This window comes from Streptomyces sp. 1222.5, assembly GCF_900105245.1.
Taxonomy (GTDB): Bacteria; Actinomycetota; Actinomycetes; order Streptomycetales; family Streptomycetaceae; genus Streptomyces; species Streptomyces albidocamelliae.
Map to the genome: position 1 here is coordinate 6,728,328 of NZ_FNSZ01000001.1, position 17,287 is coordinate 6,745,614.

The following is a 17,287-nucleotide window of genomic DNA, read 5'->3' on the forward strand; positions in this document are numbered from 1 at the left end:
GTTCCAGAACTGTTCCGGGTGTTCCCGGGGAGCTGACCGGCGCCCTCCGGTGCCACCGGTACGGCCGAGGCCGCCGCCTGACGGCCCGTCAACGCTCGGTCCAGGCATGCGCAATAGATGAGCAGTGAACGTTTCGCGTTGATCCTGTTGAGACCCCAAAAGTCTTGGCATGGACACTTCCCGTCAACACGCGTAGTTGCTACGACAGTTGTGGCAGAGATGCTGCTAAAGGGAGGTTCCATGAGACGTTCCCGACTTACCGGATTCGTGACCTCGCTCCTCCTCGCCGCCGGCCTCGGTCTCACCGGGGCCGCTTCGGCGCAGGCGTCCACGACCGCCGCCGGTGGCTACGTGGCCCTCGGCGACTCCTACTCCTCCGGGGTGGGATCCGGCAGTTACATCAGCTCCAGCGGCAGTTGTGACCGCAGCACCAAGGCGTATCCGTACCTGTGGAACGCCGCCCACAGCCCGTCGTCGTTCGCCTTCAACGCCTGCTCGGGCGCCAAGACGGACGACGTGCTCGCGGGCCAGCTCGGCTCGCTGAACTCCTCCACCTCGCTGGTGTCCCTCACCATCGGCGGCAACGACGCCGGCTTCGCCGACGTCATGACGACCTGTGTGCTCCAGTCCGACAGCGCCTGCATCTCCAAGATCAACACCGCCAGGGCGTACGTCGCCAACACGCTTCCCGGCAAGCTGGACACCGTCTACGACACGATCAGCGCCAAGGCCCCGTCCGCCCGGGTGGTCGTCATCGGCTACCCCCGCTTCTACCTGCTCGGCCAGTCCTGCCTCGGCCTCTCCGAGACCAAGAGGTCCGCGATCAACGACGCGTCCGACTTCCTCAACACCACCATCAAGGCCCGCGTCGCCGCCCACAGCTTCGTCTTCGGCGACGTCCGGACCACGTTCTCCGGTCACGAGATCTGCTCGAGCAACTCCTGGCTGCACAGCGTCAACTGGCTCAACATCGGCGAGTCCTACCACCCCACCGCGGCCGGCCAGTCCGGCGGCTACCTGCCGGTGCTCACGAACAACGCGTGACCCGTTCGGGCTCGCCCCTCAGGGTGAACTTGCCGGCGAGCCCGAGGCGGATGCGGAGGCCCCGTCCGACGGGGTCTCCGTCGGGGTGCAGGTCACCGAGAACGGCACGGAGTTCGAGGTCGTCCGCACCGGACCGCGCACCTCCACGCTGATCTCGTTCTCGACCGTCCCACCCCCTTCGGGGTACGCCGTGACCGTCACCCGCACCTGCTTGGTCCGGCCGGCGCCCTCCGCGAAGGACAGCGTCTGCCACCCCGGGTCCGACACCGAACCGTGCGCCGGCACCCACCGGTACTCCACGTCGGCGGGCAGCCGCCCCACCGTGAACGTCGCCGTGAACGCCGGCGTGCCGGCCGACGGCGGCGGACAGGGCCCGGAGTACGTCGTGTCCGTACCGGTCAGGGCGACGTGCACGGACTGGGCCGGCCGGCTGCTCGCCGACGCGCTGCTGCGCGTGGGCGGCGCCGGTGCCGCCGTGTCCGCGTCGGTGCTGCCGGTGGAGGCGGGGGAGTGCGCGGTGCCGCTCGCCCGGCCGGTGCTCGCGGTGTCCTTCCCGCCGTCGCCGTCACCGCCCTGGTGCAGCAGCGCGTACGTCAGTCCCGCCAGTGCCAGGACGACCGCGAGGACGCCGGCGACCAGGACGAGTGCGGCACGGCGGTTCCGCCCGGTCCCCGTATCCGGCTGCGCGGCCGTGGTCGCGGGGTCCGGATACCCGGTGGGCAGCGGCATCGGCGGGGTGCCGGAGGGCTGCGGCGACCGGGACACCGTCGTCGGGGCGTACGGCGACACGACGGCCGCCGTCTCCGTCCGGGACGTGCCGCCCGCCGCCACCAGCCGCAACTCCCGCTCGGCCTGCTCCGCGGACAGCCTCTCGGCCGGGTCCTTGCGCAGCAGCCCGGCGATCACGGGCGCCAGCGGACCCGCCCGGCGGGCCGGCGGCAACTCCTCGTCCACCACGGCCCGCAGGGTGCTCAGCGGGGTGTCCTGCCGGAACGGGGTGACGCCTTCCACAGCGGCGTACAGCAGCACGCCCAGCGACCACAGGTCCGACTCCGGCCCCGGCGTGCGCCCCAGCGCCCGCTCCGGAGCGAGGAACTCGGGTGAGCCGATCACCTCGCCGGTCATCGTCAGCGCGGACGTGCCCTCGACCGTGGCGATCCCGAAGTCGGTGAGGACCACCCGGCCGTCGTTGGCCAGCAGCACGTTGGCCGGCTTCACGTCGCGGTGCAGCACCCCGGCCGCGTGCGCGCCGCGCAGCGCCGAGAGGACCTCGGCCCCGATGTGCGCGGCCCGCTGCGGCGCCATCGGACCCTCCGCCTCCAACTGGTCGGCGAGGGACAGGCCGCGCACCAGCTCCATCACGATCCAGGGCCGGCCCGCCTCCATCGCCACGTCGTACACGGTGACCACGTTGCGGTTCGCGACCCTGGCCGCCGCCCACGCCTCACGCTCCAGGCGGGCGTACATCCGCTCCACGTCCGAGGCCGGCAGCCCGGCCGGGGCCCGCACCTCCTTGACGGCCACCTCCCGGTGCAGCGCCTCGTCACGGGCGCGCCACACCGTTCCCATGCCGCCCTCGCCCAGCGGGGACAGCAGGCGGTAGCGGTCCGCGATCACACGTTCACGGCCCGGCTCTTCGGACACGGGCGCCCCCCAAGGCATCTCGCGCGAATTCTCCACAAAAGTAGCTCAGCCGAGCGCGGATGCGGCCCCCTTGAGCACCAATCCGATACCCAGGGCCAGCACCACCGACGCGGAGACGAGCGGCAGGGTCCGGCGGACGAGGGCGGTCAGCGGGTGGGCCGTCCAGCGCGGGCGCCGGTCCAGTACCCGGGTGGCGCCGGCACCGAGCCGTACGACGGCGAACCCGGCCGCGCTGAGCGTCAGCGCGAGCCCGGCCCCGTACGCGACGACGAGCAGCAGCCCGAACCAGGCCTTGCCGAGCGCCGCGGCGCCGACCAGCACCACCACGGCGGACGGGCTGGGCACCAGCCCACCGGCGAACCCGAGCAGGATCGTGCCGCGCAGGGTGGGCGCGGTGGGGTGGCTGTGCGTGTGACCGCCGTGGGTGTGCACCACACCGCCGTGGTGGTGATGCCCGCCGTCGTGGTCGTGGTCGTGATCGTGATGGTGGTCGTGGTGCCCGTGCCGGTGGGTGCGTCCGTCGTGGCCGTGGTGGTGTCCCGCACCCGCGGCCCCCGGGTGCGCGCCGACCAGTGCCAACGGGCGTTCCCCGGCGGCCTCGTGGGAGTGCGCCTCGGGACGCGGGTGCATGTGTGCCCGGCTGTGCCAGGCCCGGCGTACGAGGTTGACGCCGGCCACGAGCACCAGCACGCCGCTGGCGATGCCCAGCCAGGCGATCACCGAGGGCGTGGCGGCCGAACCGGCCGTGACGAGCAGGCCCAGCGCGACGACGCCGAGGGTGTGGGTCACGGTGACCGAGGCGGCCAGGGGCAGTACGTCCCGCAGCCGGGCCCGGCCCCCGCGCGCCGCCGCCGTCGCGGCCATCAGCGTCTTGCCGTGGCCCGGGGCGAGCGCGTGCATCGCGCCCAGGGCGACCGCGATGAGCAGGGCGAGCGCGGCGAAACCGACGGTGAGGTCATGGCGGGCCACCAGGTCGTCCAGGGCCCGGGTGAAGCGGTCGGCACCCCGGGGCAGCACACCGGCGCCCGGGGCGTCCTGCCGATCCCCGGTGAGCGCCGGGCCGCCGGGGCGCACCCGCAGCGAGGCGCCGGTGGTGTCGGCGGGCGAGGACAGCAGGTCCTTCGGGTATGTCGTCAGTTCGTGGGAGACCGACGTCTTCGGCACGTCCGTCGCGGTGAGCGTCATGCGGTCGCCGCGCGCGGTGATCTCGCGCCAGCCGGGGCCGCCGTCCGCGCCCGCGCCGTGGAAGCCGAGGGCGACGGTGCGGCCGCGGGGGAGCGGGGCGGTCAGCCGGCACTCCAAGCGGAGGGTGCGCAGACCGGCCTGACCGGGACGCAGCCGTGCCGTGCTCCGACCGGCCGTGAGCGTTGCCGGCCGCCCGCCGACGGTGAGCCGGCTGCCCTCGGCGGCCCGGGCGCACCGCTGCCGCGCCCAGCCGGCCAGGCCCAGCCGCTTCAGGTCCGGGGCGGCCTGGGTGGCCGGGATCTCGGCCAGGTCCTCCACGTGGTCGACGCGGAGCCGACCGGGAGCGGCGACCAGGCCGTCGTAGCGGTTGACCGTGAAGTTGCCGAGGGGGTGGGCGCTCGCGGTGCCGGCGGGCAGGAGCCCGAGGGCGCAGACAGCGAACAGGACGAACAGCAGACGCGGTTTCACCGGGCGGCCTCCAGGGCCTTGCGGGCCCGCTCGGCGCCCAGCGGCGAGAAGCCGGGGTTCAGCTTCAGGGCCGCGTTCAGCGAGGCGCGGCCGGCCGTCCGGTGGCCCGTGGCCAGCTCGATCACGCCGCGGTGGTAGAGGAAGGCGGCGTTGCGGTAACCGGTGGCCCCGGCCCGGCGGGCGTACGGCAGGGCCTCCTCGTCGCGGCCGTTGACGTGCAGGGCCCAGGCGAGGGCGTCCGCGGTGTGCACGGTGTGCCTGCGGGCCCATTCGGCGCGGGCCGCCCGCAGTGCGGCCCTCCGGTCGCCGTGGTCGGCCGCGGCGAGCGCGGTGTCCAGGTCCGCGTCGACGCCGTTGGCGCGGGCCAGCGCGATCCACGCGTCCACGAGGGCGTACTGCCGCCGGGCCCGCGCCCGGTCGCCGGCCGCGCCCCGCGCCTCGTACAGCTCGCCCAGTTCGACGAGCGGTCCGGGCAGCGGATACTGCGCGACCACCGTCTCCAGTCCCTTGATGGCCGCCGCGCGGTCACCGGTCGCCGCCTGCGCGCGGGCCCGGCCCTCCAGCGCCGGCAGATAGGTGTCGTCCGCGGCGAGTGCGCGGGCGTAGTAGGTGAGGGCCGCCTTGTGGTCGCCCTGGTTCCAGGCGAGCTGGCCGAGCTGCGCGGCCACGTACGCCGTGTCGCCGGGCGAACTCGCGACGGACAGCGCCTGCTTCAGGACCCGGCGGGCCGTCCGCACGTCGCCCCGCAACTCGTGGACGTAGGCGTAGCGGGTGAAGACCGGCACTCCCGGCTTGCGCGCGTCGGCCGTCGTGGCCGCCTCGGACGCCTCGGCGTACCGGCCGAGTTCGACCAGGGCGTCGAGGCGGGAGGACAGCGCGCGCTCGCTGTACGGGTTCTGCCGGAGGGCCTCGTCGGAGTGGACCAGGGCGTGCTCGAAGTCGTGCCGGGCCGCGGCGAGAGCGGCGCGTCCGGCCAGCGCCTGGTCGTTGTCCGGTGCGAGCGACAGGGAACGCCGCAGTGCCTTCTCCGCCTGCGGGTACCGGGAGGGATCGCCCTTGGTCCGCGCCTGCTCGACGTAGGCGAGGCCCAGGGTGGCCCAGCCGCCGGCGTCCCTGGGCTGGGACCGCAGGTGGGCCTGGAGCGCGGCGATGCTCGCGTCCAGGTTCCCGCCGCCGAGGACACCGGGGTCCACGGCACGGGAGGCGACCGGCACCGACGCGGGCGCCCGGTCGGTACCGAGGGCGATCGCCCCACCGGTCATGGCCACCGTCAGCAGCACGCCGCACACCGCGAGCTGAGCCCCTCGCCAGTGGCGCCCGGCACCACGCACCCGCCGGACGGCGGCCACACGGTCGTCGGGGCCGGGAGCTTCGGGCTCGTCGGCGCCGGTCGCGGGCTCGCCGGTGTCCGCGGGGGAGGGTGCGTCGTGATCGGCGCCGGCGGAGTGGTGGTCCTCGGCGCCGCCGACGGGCTCGCCGCCGTCCGTGGCGGAAGCGTCATGCGCGTCGCCGCCGGGAGCCGCGTTCTCGCCGGCCGGCGGTTCACCGGCGGTCGGGCCGGACGGTTCACCGGCGTCCGGGCGGGCGTCGGAGGGCCCGCGTGCGCCGGAGCCGGCGGTCACCGTTTCCGTCGCGTCTCCGATGTCGTTCCTGCGCGGGGCCATGCCCTCTCCTCGGTCGCCCGGTGGTGTCGGAAGGGGAAGGCGCGGCCCGCCGTGGGGGAAGGGAACACGGGCCGCGCCGGTTTGGGGGGGGGGAGTGCGGGTCAGTACGGGCGCTGCATGCGCCGGCGCCACCATGCGAAGGCGGTGCCGATCAGCAGGATCCCGGCCGCACCGGAGGCCGCGGACGCGGCGATCAGCACCGTGTCGTCGGACCCGCCCGCGGACGCGCCGGCCGGCTGGAGGGCGTCACCGAGCTGGCTGCGCACGTCCGTACCCGCCGTCGTGCCCTTGGCGAGCTTGCCGCGCGAACCGGCCGTCGGCTGGGCGACGTACGGGAAGTAGTTCTCGAACGACTTGTCGTTCTTGTCGACCGCGTCACCCAGGTCGTTCTTGGAACCGACCAGTTCACCCTCGACGACCTGGAGCGCCTCGTCGATCACGTCGTCCGTGAGCCGGCGCCCGTTCGGGAAGCCCGCGTTGTCGCCGTCCAGCACACCGAGCCGCTTGGGGTGCATGGCCGGCTTGATCGACGTGTTCAGCCGCAGCTGCTCCGAAGGCTTCACGTTGGGCGGCTGGTTGAGGCCCTTGACGCCCTTCAGGAAGACGTCGACGAGGTCGTTGCGCGGCTCGGCCGGAGCCTTGATCTTGTAGATCGACTCTATGAGCTTCGGCAGCTCCGGATTGGTCACGTTCTTCAGGAACTGCCCGTCGTAAGCGGGCTGGGACGCGTTGAACTTGTCCTTGTCCTTCTGCGGGTTGACGACCTCGTTGACCAGCGGGTTGCCGAGGCGCGAGACCTGCGAGTAGTAGCCCTGCGCGTTGCGGCGCTGGGTCGTGGACCAGATGCCGACGATCGGCTGCTTGGCGGACTCGCGGATCAGCGCGTTCGGGACCTGCAGTGCGATCGAGTTGACGTTGTAGCCCTTGAGCGTGTCCCGGCCGACCTCCGTGAGGTTCCCGCCGTACAGCAGGTCGAAGACCCGCAGGTCCAGGAAGAAGGGGTCGTCGGCCTGGCCGGCGAAAGTGGCCGCGCCGCCGGCCGTCTTGTACACGGCCTGCGCGCGCAGCTTGCCGTAGTCGGGCATGGACGCCTTGCCGACGTTCGACGGGGCCACCGGTACGTCGTCCGCGAGCTTCGTCTTCGACATCACGTGCTGGTTCTTCAGCCGGATCAGGTCGATGTCGTACGTCTGCGTGATGTTGAGGTCCGGGTCGTCGAGGCTGGTGACCGGACCGGTGTTGTAGAGGAAGGTGTTGCCGTTCTTGGTGTGCGTCTTGAAGGTGTAGCGGAACAGCAGCTCACCCTGCGCGTCACCGTTGCTGTCGACGTGGATGTCGTACTGGGCGTCGTCCGCGAACGTGTAGAAGTTCGGCCCGCCCGCCGGTTCCTCGAACGGGATCCAGTTGGCCACGATCGTCGTCGTGTCGGGCTTGTCGGGGCTGACGAACGCGTACAGGTCCGTGTTGTCGTACTGCGGGGTGCCCGAGATCAGCGGGGCCTCCCGGTGGGAGGAGGCGGATGCCGCCCCGGGTTCCAGCGCGGTGACGCCGGCGGCTGCGAGCCCCCCGGCGGCCAGCGCACCGCAGATGAGCGTGACCAGGCCCTTGCGACCTGTGCCGCTCCTGGAGAAGAGAGGTGTCATGCCGTCCGTCCTCAGTGCCGACTTGCCTTTGACGGACGGGTATACGGAGCGGAACCCCCGATCGGCTTGGTCGGACGCCGAAAATCTTTTCACGACTTCGCACCCGCGTTTTCGGCCCGCGGATCCGTAACACCTCGGGGAGGTGTGTGCGGTGCGGATGCGCGGTGCGCGGGGAAGAGCCGGCTGCGGCCACGGAGAGGGGGCCCGGATGGCGGCCGACGATCTGCTGGTGCTCGTGGCGGGCGGCGACCAGAGGGCGTTCGAGGAGCTGTACGGGCTGGTGTCCGGGCCGGTGTACGGACTCGTACGACGGGTGGTGCGCGACCCCGCCCAGTCCGAGGAGGTCGCCCAGGAGGTCCTGCTCGAACTGTGGCGCTCCGCCGCCCGGTTCGACCCCGGCCGGGGCAGCGCCCTGTCCTGGATCCTCACGCTCGCCCACCGCCGCGCCGTCGACCGGGTGCGCAGCGCCCGCGCGGCCGGCGAACGCGAGCAGCGGGAGGCGCTGCGGGCCGGGGAGCCCGCCTTCGACCAGGTCGCCGAGGAGGTCGAGGCCGGTCTGGAACGCGAATGGGTGCGCCGCTGCCTGAAACGGCTCACGGCCCTGCAACGCCAGTCGGTGACCCTCGCCTACTACGACGGCTACACCTACCGTGAGGTGGCGGAGCGGCTGTCGCTGCCGCTCGGCACGGTCAAGACGCGGATGCGCGACGGACTCACCCGGCTGCGCGAGTGCCTGGGAGGTGCCGCATGAGCGTGCTCGGCAGGCTGCTCGGCCGCGACGACCCGCACTCCCTGGCCGCGCCCTACGCGCTCGACGCCCTGGAACCGGGCGAGCGGCACCGCTTCGAGAAGCACCTGCGCGGCTGCGACCGCTGCGCCGCCGAGGTGCGGGAGCTGGCCGAGGACGCGGTGCGTCTCGCCTGGTCCACGGCGGCCCCGCCGCCCGCCGCCCTGCGCGGCCGGGTGCTGGCCGCCGTCCGCGCCACCCCGCAGGAGCAGGCGGCGCCCACGCGTGAACACGCACCCCGACTGCCCCCGCACGTATGGGGAGTCCAGCCGCCGCCGGGACGCGCCCGTGCGACGGCCAGGCGTCCCCTGCTCGTGCCCTTCGCGACGGCCACCGCCGCCGCGGCCCTCGTCGTCGCCTCGCTCTTCGCGGTCCAGGCGCACCGCACCGAGGACCGGCTCGACGCCGAGCAGGCCCGGGCACGTGAGATCGCCCACGTTCTCGCCGCCACCGACGTCCGCGTCACGAGCAGCGCGGATCCGCGGGGACGCGGTATCGGAGTGATCGCTTCCGCGTCCGAGGGGGAAGCCGTCGTCACGCTCAGCGGATACGGCACCCCGCCCGGCGGGCGCGTGCACCAGCTCTGGCTCATGCGCCCCCGCGTGCAACCGCGCTCCCTCGGGCTCTTCGCGGGCGACACGCCCTTGGTGGCGAAGGGGCTCGGCAAGTCCTCGGCGTCACTCGCCGTAACCGTCGAGCCTGACGGAGGGTCAGCCCGACCCACCAGCCAGCCCATTGTCCAACTCACCCTGAAATCGGTCGGATTCGGAGAGTAGTCAAAGAGGGATGGTCAACCCCCTTGCAGGGAAGGTGAATCCTGTGGCCGAGATACCCGCGTGCCCCGCCGGGACGGTAGGGTTACCCTGCCCGGGCCGGGTGGACTCGTACGGGTGGGGAGTGACATGGAGCAGATAACGATGCACAGCAGGGCCAGGGTCCCTGCGATCACGTGCGGGAGCAGCGCGACCAGTTCGCGCCTCGACCGCCATCTGTCGGTGCTGGGCGGACCCGCCATACCGCAGCGTGAGACGGTCGAGGCGACGTCGCTGATGCGCGAGCTGACGGCGCGTGACACCGTGCACGAGCGCAGCGACCGGGTCAGGCGCGTCCGTCGCGTCTCCCTCTTCGCACCGCTGCGCAGGCTGCGCCGCTCGCTCTTCGGCGGCCACTGAGCCGCCCCGAGGGGCCCCCGGCCGGTCGCCGGCCGGCCGTCGAGCACCCTCGCTGAGTACCGGCACCGAGCGGACCGGCACGCTCGGAGTCCGGTCCTTCCTGCCCGCGCTCAGGCCGCCACGCCGTCCCGGCGCAGCGCTGCGATCTCGTCGTCCGTCATTCCCACGGCACGCAGCAGCGCCTCGGTGTGCTGACCGAGCGCGGGCACCTCACCCATCCGCGCCTCCTCCCCGCCCGGCAGCGTGATGGGAGGCAGCAGCGCCCTCAGCGGCCCGACCGGCGAACCCACCTCGCGCCACCGCTCCCGGGCCGCGAGCTGCGGATGTTCCGCCAACTCGGGCAGATCCCGCAGTCGCGCGCAGGCGATGCCCGCCTTCTCCAGCCGGGCCTGCGCCTCGTCCGCGTCCAGCAGGCCCAGCGCCCCGGCCACCAGCTCGTCGGTCCGCTCCCGGTTCGCCACCCGCGCCGCGTTCGTCGCGAAGGCGGGGTCCGTGCCCAACTCCGGCCGCCCCACGACCTGTTCGGCCAGACGCCGCCACTCCCGGTCGTTCTGCACCGACAGCAGCACCCGTCCGCCGTCCGCCGTCGCATAGGCGTCGTAGGGCGCGATCACGGCGTGCGCGAGCCCGGTGCGCGCCGGCGCCTCACCCCCGTGCATCGTGTGGTGCAGCGGATGCCCCAGCCACTCGGCGAGCGCCTCCAGCATGGACACCTCCACCGGCCCGCCCCGCCCGGTCGTCCCGCGCCGCACGAGGGCCGCGAGCACGCCCGAGAACGCGTACATGGCGGCGGCGATGTCCGCCGCCGGGACGCCCGCCTTCACCGGCTGCTCCGGGGTCCCGGTCACCGACACGAGCCCCGCCTCGCACTGCACGAGCATGTCGTACGCCCGCTTGTCCGCGTACGGCCCCGAGCCGCCGTAGCCCGAGATGTCGACCGCGACGAGTCCCGGGTGCGCGGCGCACAGGGTGGCCGCGTCGAGGCCCAGCCGGGCCGCGGCCCCGTGCGCGAGGTTCTGCACGAACACGTCCGCGTCCGCGATCAGCCGCCGTACGACGGCGAGTCCGCGCGGGTCCTTCAGGTCCAGCGCGAGGGACTCCTTGCCGCGGTTGCACCACACGAAGTGCGAGGCGAGACCGCGGGCCGCCGTGTCGTAGCCGCGCGCGAAGTCGCCGCCGTCGACCCGCTCGACCTTGATGACCCGGGCGCCCAGGTCGGCGAGCTGCCGGGTCGCGAAGGGTGCGGCCACGGCCTGTTCGACGGCGACGACGGTGATGCCCTCCAGGGGCAGGGGCTGCTGGTCCATGCCCCGGATCATGCCGGTGACCGGCGCGTTTGTCAGCAGCCCGTCAGCGCTCGCCGCGTGCGTACCGGCGTACGGCGAGCGGCAGGAAGACCGCGGTCAGGGCGAGGCTCCACAGCAGCGACCCGGCGACCGGATGTGCCACCGGCCAGGCGGAGTCCGCCGGGACCGCCGCGTTGCCGAAGAGGTCCCGCAGGGCCGTCGTCACCGCGCTGATCGGGTTCCAGTCGGCGAGCGTGCGCAGCCAGCCGGGCAGGTTGCCGGTAGGGATGTACGCGTCGGACAGCAGCGGCAGCACGAAGGAGGCGGCGCCGAGCTGGCCGGCCGCGTCCTCGCTGCGGGTGAGCAGCCCGAGGAAGATCCCGGCGCAGGTGCAGGCGAACCGGAAGAGCAGCAGCAGCCCCACGGCGCCGGCCGCCCCGGCCGCGGACCCCTCGATCCGCCAGCCCACCGCGAGACCGACGAGCAGCAGCGGCACGGTTCCGACGGTGGTCACGACGAGGTCCGCGACGGCCTGCCCGAGCGGTACGGCGGCCCGGCTCACCGGCATGGTGCGGAACCGGTCCATCACGCCCCGGTGGGTGTCCTGGGCGGCCTGGAACATACCGGTCATCAGCCCGCCCGCGGCCGTCGCGACGAGCAGCCCGGGCACCAGGAAGGAGCGGTACTCGCGGCCGGGCGTCGCCAGCGCGCTGCCGAACACGTAGCCGAAGAACAGCAGCATGTTGACCGGCATCAGCTGGGTCAGGATCGCCAGGCCCGGATTGTTGCGGACCCGGCGCAGCTGCCGGCCCGTCATCGCCAGTCCGTCGTACACCGTCGCGATCATGCGGCGAGCTCCTTGCTGTCGGCGGACTCCCCGGTGAGCCGCAGGAAGACGTCGTCGAGCGTGGGCGGCCGCAGGCTCGCGTCCAGCAACGGCACGCCCGCCGCGTCGAGTTCGCGCACCAGGCGCGGCAGGGTCAGGGTGGTGTCGGTGGTGGCCGCGCCCACCGCGTGCCGCTCGCGGTCGAACACGGGCGCACTGCCGGTGAGCCGGTCGAGGACGCCCGCCGCCTTCGACAGTGCCTCCCCGTCCGCGACCACGGCCTCCGCGTACGAGCCGACGAGCGCCTTGAGCCGGGCGGGCGAACCGGTGTGGGCGATCCGCCCCCGGCCCATCAGGGCGACGGTGTCGGAGAGCCGGTCCGCCTCCTCCAGGTACTGGGTGGTCAGCAGCACGGTCGTGCCGTCCGCCCGCAGTTCGCGCACCGCCTCCTGGATCCGGGTGCGGGCCGCCGGGTCGAGGCCCGTGGTCGGCTCGTCGAGGAAGAGCACCTCGGGCCGGCGGATCAGGCTCGCGGCGAGGTCCAGCCGGCGCCGCATCCCGCCCGAGTAGACCGACGCCCTGCGGTCCGCCGCCTCGGTGAGACCGAAGCGCTCCAGCAGTTCGTCGGCCCGGGCGGCGGGCCCGCGCACCCGGTGCAGCCGTGCGAACAGCCGCAGGTTCTCCCGGCCCGTGAGGTCCCCGTCGACGGACGCGTACTGCCCGGTGACCGCGATCCGGCGGCGCACGGCCGGTGCCTCCCGGACGAGGTCGTGCCCCGCGATCCGCGCCGAGCCCGCGTCCGGCCGCAGCAGCGTGGTCAGCAGCCGTACCGCCGTCGTCTTCCCCGCCCCGTTCGGTCCGAGCAGACCGCAGACCGTGCCCTCGGCGACGGCCAGATCCAGCCCGCGCAGGGCGTGCACAGCGCCGAAGCGCTTCTCCAGACCTTCACTAAGTACAGCGTACGTAGTAGTCATGCGGAGACCATAGCGCACTACGTACGGTGTACGTAACTACGATGGTGGCCGAGGTGATGTCCGATGGCAGTCCGAGGGGCCGTTCCCGAGGTGATCTGGGCGCGCCCCGAGCGCACCGGCCGGGGCCCGAAGCCGGCGTACACACGCGACGACATCGCGGCGGCGGCCGTCCGGATCGCCGACGCGCAGGGGCTCGACGCGGTGTCCATGCGGCATGTCGCGGCCGAACTGGGCTGCGGCACCATGTCGCTGTACAACTACGTCCCCCGCAAGGAGGACCTGCACGAACTGATGGTGGACGCGGTCAGCGCCGAGCACGTCCTGTGGGAGCCGAGCGGCGACTGGCGGGCCGACATGCTCCGGGTGGCGGCCCGGACACGGGAGCTGATGCACCGCCATCCGTGGATGCCGCGGCTGATGTCCCCGGTGTACGGCTTCAGCCCGCACGCCCTGCGCTACCTGGAGCACTGCCTGGCCTGCCTGGACCCGCTGGAGGCGGCCTACGGCACCAAGCTGGAGCTGATCGCGATGCTGAACGGCATCGTCACGACCTACGTCCGCAACGAACTCGACACCGCCGAGCGGGTGCGGGCGCTGCCCTGGTCGGAGGACGAGGAGAACGCGGTGCGGATCGCCTACCTCGGCGGCCGGATCGCCTCCGGCGCGTACCCGAGGATGGCGGCGGCGTTCCTGGAGGACGCGGGCCCGATCGATCTGGAGGCGGTCTTCCAGCGGGCCCTGGAACGGGTCCTGGACGCCTTCACGCCGCGTTAGGCCGGCGCGGCGGTGGGGGTGTGACCGACCGGGAACGTGTTCGGCGGCAGCTCGACGTCATCGCGGAGGCGCTGCGCGGAGGCCGGGCGGTGGACGTCTCCCTCGGGCGGTGACCCGGAACCACGGGAGGCCGGGGACGCGGACGTCCTGGACAGCGGCTTCACGCCGGTCGCCGGGGACGCGGCGGGCCGGGTGGTCGTCGCGGGCGGACCCTGGGTGAGGACGCCCTGGCCGGAGGGGTTGCCGAACGGCGGTACGGGGCGCATCGGGGCCCTGGAGGCGCCCCTCGTCGCGCCCGTCGCCCACATCGAGATCAAGCGCATGATGCCCGTCCTGGACCCCTCCCGGCCGCGCCGGGCCGAGGACGCGAGGACATCGCGCGCCCGGAGGCCGCCCTGCGCCGCCGCGGGGCCGGCTAGAGCAGGGCGAACTGGCCGTCCGGGCCCTCCTCGTGGTGGTCCAGGACGGAGGCGGGGCGGCGGGACGGCTCCGGCGGAGGCAGGACGCCCGCCTCCCGCAGGTCGGCCGCCGTGACCGCCGACGGCACGTCGAAGCCGGCCCGCCGGGCCCGGAGTTCCGCCAGCAGGGCGAGAACCGTGATCAGCTCCAGCAGCTCCGAGGTCCAGGTCTGCGGCCAGGTCGCCGGGCGGATCGCGGCCAGCGTGCCCGGTTCGGCCGGGGCGGTGCGGGCGGTGAACCAGGCCTGAAGGACCCGCACTCCGGCCACCTCGTGGTCCCAGGCCGCCGGCGGGACCGGTGCGATGCGGCCCTCGTCGAGATGCAGCGTCTCCTCGTCGCGGTCGTAGTGCAGGGTCAGCGGGCGGCTCGGCAGCGGGGCACGGACGTAGGGGCGGCGCCCGCCGGGCAGCTTGGGGCGCTCGCCGTCCCGGCGCAGCAGCCACAGCAGGCGGCGGCCCAGGTCCACACCGGACGCCCACAGCCCGGGGTCGCCGGTGAGCGGGACGGTGCGGTCCGGCCGGGCCGTCGCCAGCACCCAGGCGAGCACGTCCGGCGCCGTGAGGCGCTCGCCGAGCCGGGCGGACAGGTGGTCCAGCAGGCCCGGGGCCAGATTCGGTTCCGTGCCGCCGGGGCGGCGCCACAGCGGGCGGATCCGGCCGGCGCGCAGCGTCGGCAGGAGCGAGGTCGCCAGCAGGGGGGCGTCCTCGTCGCCCGTCTCCACCACGAAGACCTGGTGCGGGTCGGTCACGCGCCACAGCTCCGGGCGGGCCGTGTCCAGCAGCCGGTGGTCCGGGATCAGCCACTGCTCGTCGAAGGGCGCCGCCAGCACCCGTACCGGATCCGCGCACGGCCCCTCGGCGCGCGCCAGGCGCCGGGTGCCGGTGGACTGGCCGGGCAGCTGGCCCACGGCGGAGTGCGGCGTACGGGCGCGGGTCGGCTGGAACAGGGCCTCGCGGTCGGGCCCCTCCGCCTTCAGCAGGGCGTCCCAGCGGGCCTTCAGGGAGGCCGGGTCGGGTCCCGTCGGCCAGGCGCGGCCCGGCCGCAGCGGTGCGACGGACCACGGCATGAGGTCCGCCAGCGGCGGAGCGTCGTCGTGCGTCACGCGAGGCATCGTACGGCCTGGGCGGGGCCCGGGATCAGGTCGCCTCCAGCGTGACGGTGAACGAGAAGCGGTCGCCCCGGTAGTGGATCACCGCCACGTCCAGCACCCGGCCGGCCGCGTCGTACGTGACACCCGTGTAGTGCAGGATCGGGCTGAGCAGGGGCACTTGCAGCAGACGCGCGGTGTCCGGGTCGGCGAGCCGGGCCTCCACGGTGTCCGTGATACGGCTGATGTCCGCCTTCACGACGTCGCGCAGCACCTTCGTCATCGGCCAGCGGGCCAGGTCGTCCGGGTCGACGCGCGCGGCCAGTTCGGGACGCACGTGGTTGACGGCGTGGTTGGTCGGCTCGCCGGTCTTCTCGTCGCTGCGCAGCCGGTGGTAGGTCGCCACCTCGTCGAGGTCCGGGAAGTACTCGGCGAACGCGGCGGGCACCGGTGTGCGGCCGTGGTCCAGCAGTTCGGTCGTCATGCCGGACTGCTGGGCCACGATCGCGTCCACCGAGCCCAGGAGCCGGACCGGGGCCCCGCGCCGGACCCCGGGCTCGATGAAGGTGCCGCGCCGCCGGTGCCGGCTGATCAGCCCCTCGTCCTCCAGTTCCTTCAGTGCCTGCCGCATGGTCAGCACGCTGACGCCGTAGTGCTCCGCCAGCCGCTCCTCGGTGGGCAGGCGCAGCGGGTCCTCGGGCGCACGGCCGAGTATCGAGGCGCGCAGGGACTGCGACACCTGATACCAGAGCGGCAGCTTGCGGTTCAGGACGATCGAGTCCGGAGCGAAGGAGGTCACGCGGCTATCCGTACTTGTTGGAGAACGTCCAGTCCAGTCACCGGGCGCGGAAGTGACGTTCCAGACCCTGCCAGACGTCGTCGTAGCGCTGCTGGAGGTGTGTGGCGCCGGCGGCGTGCGGGGTGAGGGTCACCGGCCAGCGGGTCTCGAACATGAACGCCAGTCCGTCGTCGACCTTCTGCGGCCGCAGCTCGGCCGCGCTCGCCCGGTCGAACGTCTCCCGGTCCGGGCCGTGCGCGGACATCATGTTGTGCAGCGAGCCGCCGCCCGGCACGAAGCCCTCGGCCTTGGCGTCGTAGGCGCCCTCGATCAGGCCCATGTACTCGCTCATCACGTTCCGGTGGAAGTACGGCGGCCGGAAGGTGTCCTCGCCGACCAGCCAGCGCGGGGCGAAGACCACGAAGTCGACCCCGGCCAGACCGGGGGTGTCCGACGGGGAGGTCAGGACCGTGAAGATGGACGGGTCCGGGTGGTCGTAGGAGATGGTGCCGATCACATTGAAACGGCGCATGTCGTAGACGTACGGCACGTGGTTGCCGTGCCAGGCGACCACGTCCAGGGGGGAGTGGTCGTAGGTGGCCGTCCAGAGGTTGCCGCAGAACTTGTTCACCACCTCGACGGGGCCCTCGACGTCCTCGTACGCGGCGACCGGTGCCCGGAAGTCCCGGGCGTTGGCGAGCCCGTTGGCGCCGATCGGCCCGAGGTCGGGCAGCTGGAACGGCGCCCCGTAGTTCTCGCACACGTACCCGCGGGCGGACTCGTCGAGCAGCTCCACCCGGAAGCGCACCCCGCGCGGGATCAGCGCCATGTCGCCCGGTTCCGCGTGCAGCCGGCCGAACTCGGTGTGCAGCAGCAGCCCGCCCAGCTCCGGCACGATCAGCAGCTCGCCGTCCGCGTCCGAGAAGACCCGCTCCATCGAGGCGTCGGCGCGGTACAGGTGCACCGCCATCCCGGTGCGCTGGGCGGCGTCGCCGTTGCCGCCGAGCGTCCACAGCCCGGCGAGGAAGTCCGTCCCGGCGGGCGGCTCGGGCAGCGGGTTCCAGCGCAGCCGGTTGGGGTCGGGCACCGTCTCGGTGAAGGGGGCCGTGCGGATCGCCCCGTTGCCGGTGCGGGTGAACGCGGGATGCGCGGCCGACGGGCGGATGCGGTACAGCCAGGAACGGCGGTTGTGCGCCCGGGGCTCGGTGAAGGCCGTACCGCTCAGCTGCTCCGCGTACAGGCCGAGCGGCGCGCGCTGCGGCGAGTTGCGGCCCTCGGGCAGGGCGCCCGGCACCGCCTCCGAGGCGTGCTCGTTGCCGAACCCGGTCAGATACGACAGCCCCTCGGCGGTCTTCCGTGCGTCCCCGCTCATGCTCGCTCCCTTGCGCTCCTGATTCCTATGCATCACCGTAGGAATGCGCGGTGATCCGCGCAAGAGGGTCCCGCGTACTCCTGGCGGGGGACGGGGAGAACCAGACTTCAGGGGGATCCGGTTG

The 17,287-nt window shown here is 73.5% G+C and carries 16 protein-coding genes; 5 read left to right on the plus strand and 11 right to left on the minus strand.

The genetic code is table 11. The features are described 5' to 3' along the window. Window positions 1-240 precede the first annotated feature (240 nt). The gene (locus BLW57_RS30435; protein ID WP_093478914.1) at window positions 241-1,044 is read left to right on the plus strand and encodes an SGNH/GDSL hydrolase family protein; all 804 of its coding nucleotides are present in this window, start codon (window positions 241-243) and stop codon (window positions 1,042-1,044) included. Between the two features lie 18 nt (window positions 1,045-1,062). Here BLW57_RS30435 and BLW57_RS30440 read toward each other — a convergent pair whose 3' ends face one another. The 4 genes from BLW57_RS30440 to BLW57_RS30455 all read right to left on the minus strand — a co-directional run bounded on the left by BLW57_RS30440 (window position 1,063) and on the right by BLW57_RS30455 (window position 7,648). Further along, a complete protein-coding gene (locus tag BLW57_RS30440; RefSeq protein WP_093478916.1) occupies window positions 1,063-2,706 on the minus strand; it encodes a serine/threonine-protein kinase in 1,644 nt (547 codons plus the stop codon). A gap of 27 nt (window positions 2,707-2,733) precedes the next feature. Then, entirely contained in the window at window positions 2,734-4,341 is a 1,608-nt protein-coding gene (locus BLW57_RS30445) for a HoxN/HupN/NixA family nickel/cobalt transporter (protein ID WP_093478917.1), read from the minus strand. Further along, window positions 4,338-6,005 carry a tetratricopeptide repeat protein gene (locus BLW57_RS30450; protein ID WP_256339621.1) on the minus strand — a complete coding sequence of 556 codons (1,668 nt, stop codon included), beginning with the start codon at window positions 6,003-6,005 and terminating at the stop codon, window positions 4,338-4,340. The genes BLW57_RS30445 and BLW57_RS30450 overlap by 4 nt, the downstream gene beginning before the upstream one ends. Before the next feature lie 101 nt (window positions 6,006-6,106). Then, window positions 6,107-7,648 (minus strand): DUF4331 domain-containing protein, encoded by a 1,542-nt coding sequence (locus BLW57_RS30455; RefSeq protein WP_093478919.1) that lies wholly within the window; start codon window positions 7,646-7,648, stop codon window positions 6,107-6,109. Window positions 7,649-7,856: 208 nt separating this feature from the next. Between BLW57_RS30455 and BLW57_RS30460 the strand changes: the two genes are divergently transcribed. The 3 genes from BLW57_RS30460 to BLW57_RS30470 all read left to right on the plus strand — a co-directional run bounded on the left by BLW57_RS30460 (window position 7,857) and on the right by BLW57_RS30470 (window position 9,607). Further along, window positions 7,857-8,399 (plus strand): sigma-70 family RNA polymerase sigma factor, encoded by a 543-nt coding sequence (locus tag BLW57_RS30460; protein WP_093478920.1) that lies wholly within the window; start codon window positions 7,857-7,859, stop codon window positions 8,397-8,399. Then, window positions 8,396-9,211, plus strand: coding sequence for an anti-sigma factor (locus BLW57_RS30465; protein WP_093478922.1), 816 nt, complete (start codon window positions 8,396-8,398; stop codon window positions 9,209-9,211). The genes BLW57_RS30460 and BLW57_RS30465 overlap by 4 nt, the downstream gene beginning before the upstream one ends. Window positions 9,212-9,337: 126 nt before the next feature. After that, window positions 9,338-9,607 carry a hypothetical protein gene (locus BLW57_RS30470; RefSeq protein WP_093478923.1) on the plus strand — a complete coding sequence of 90 codons (270 nt, stop codon included), beginning with the start codon at window positions 9,338-9,340 and terminating at the stop codon, window positions 9,605-9,607. A gap of 110 nt (window positions 9,608-9,717) precedes the next feature. Here BLW57_RS30470 and BLW57_RS30475 read toward each other — a convergent pair whose 3' ends face one another. From BLW57_RS30475 to BLW57_RS30485, 3 genes are read right to left on the minus strand one after another with little or no spacing between them, the layout of a single operon-like run. Beyond that, window positions 9,718-10,914 carry a CaiB/BaiF CoA transferase family protein gene (locus tag BLW57_RS30475; protein ID WP_093478925.1) on the minus strand — a complete coding sequence of 399 codons (1,197 nt, stop codon included), beginning with the start codon at window positions 10,912-10,914 and terminating at the stop codon, window positions 9,718-9,720. A gap of 43 nt (window positions 10,915-10,957) precedes the next feature. Next, complete coding sequence (locus tag BLW57_RS30480; RefSeq protein WP_093478926.1) at window positions 10,958-11,740, minus strand: ABC transporter permease; 783 nt, start codon at window positions 11,738-11,740, stop codon at window positions 10,958-10,960. Then, the gene (locus BLW57_RS30485) at window positions 11,737-12,693 is read right to left on the minus strand and encodes an ATP-binding cassette domain-containing protein (protein WP_093478928.1); all 957 of its coding nucleotides are present in this window, start codon (window positions 12,691-12,693) and stop codon (window positions 11,737-11,739) included. The genes BLW57_RS30480 and BLW57_RS30485 overlap by 4 nt, the downstream gene beginning before the upstream one ends. Window positions 12,694-12,756: 63 nt before the next feature. On the opposite strand from BLW57_RS30485, the gene BLW57_RS30490 reads away from it, so the two are divergent. Further along, a complete protein-coding gene (locus BLW57_RS30490) occupies window positions 12,757-13,467 on the plus strand; it encodes a TetR/AcrR family transcriptional regulator (protein ID WP_093478929.1) in 711 nt (236 codons plus the stop codon). Here BLW57_RS30490 and BLW57_RS30495 read toward each other — a convergent pair. The 4 genes from BLW57_RS30495 to hmgA all read right to left on the minus strand — a co-directional run bounded on the left by BLW57_RS30495 (window position 13,464) and on the right by hmgA (window position 17,163). Further along, entirely contained in the window at window positions 13,464-13,790 is a 327-nt protein-coding gene (locus BLW57_RS30495) for a hypothetical protein (RefSeq protein WP_143051629.1), read from the minus strand. The two genes, BLW57_RS30490 and BLW57_RS30495, sit on opposite strands and share 4 nt — an antisense overlap. A 92-nt stretch (window positions 13,791-13,882) precedes the next feature. Further along, a complete protein-coding gene (locus tag BLW57_RS30500) occupies window positions 13,883-15,037 on the minus strand; it encodes a type ISP restriction/modification enzyme (RefSeq protein ID WP_176985781.1) in 1,155 nt (384 codons plus the stop codon). A gap of 25 nt (window positions 15,038-15,062) precedes the next feature. Next, the gene (locus BLW57_RS30505; protein WP_093478934.1) at window positions 15,063-15,812 is read right to left on the minus strand and encodes a GntR family transcriptional regulator; all 750 of its coding nucleotides are present in this window, start codon (window positions 15,810-15,812) and stop codon (window positions 15,063-15,065) included. 37 nt (window positions 15,813-15,849) lie between these two features. Beyond that, window positions 15,850-17,163, minus strand: coding sequence for a homogentisate 1,2-dioxygenase (hmgA, locus tag BLW57_RS30510; RefSeq protein ID WP_093478935.1), 1,314 nt, complete (start codon window positions 17,161-17,163; stop codon window positions 15,850-15,852). Between the last annotated feature and the right edge of the window lie 124 nt (window positions 17,164-17,287).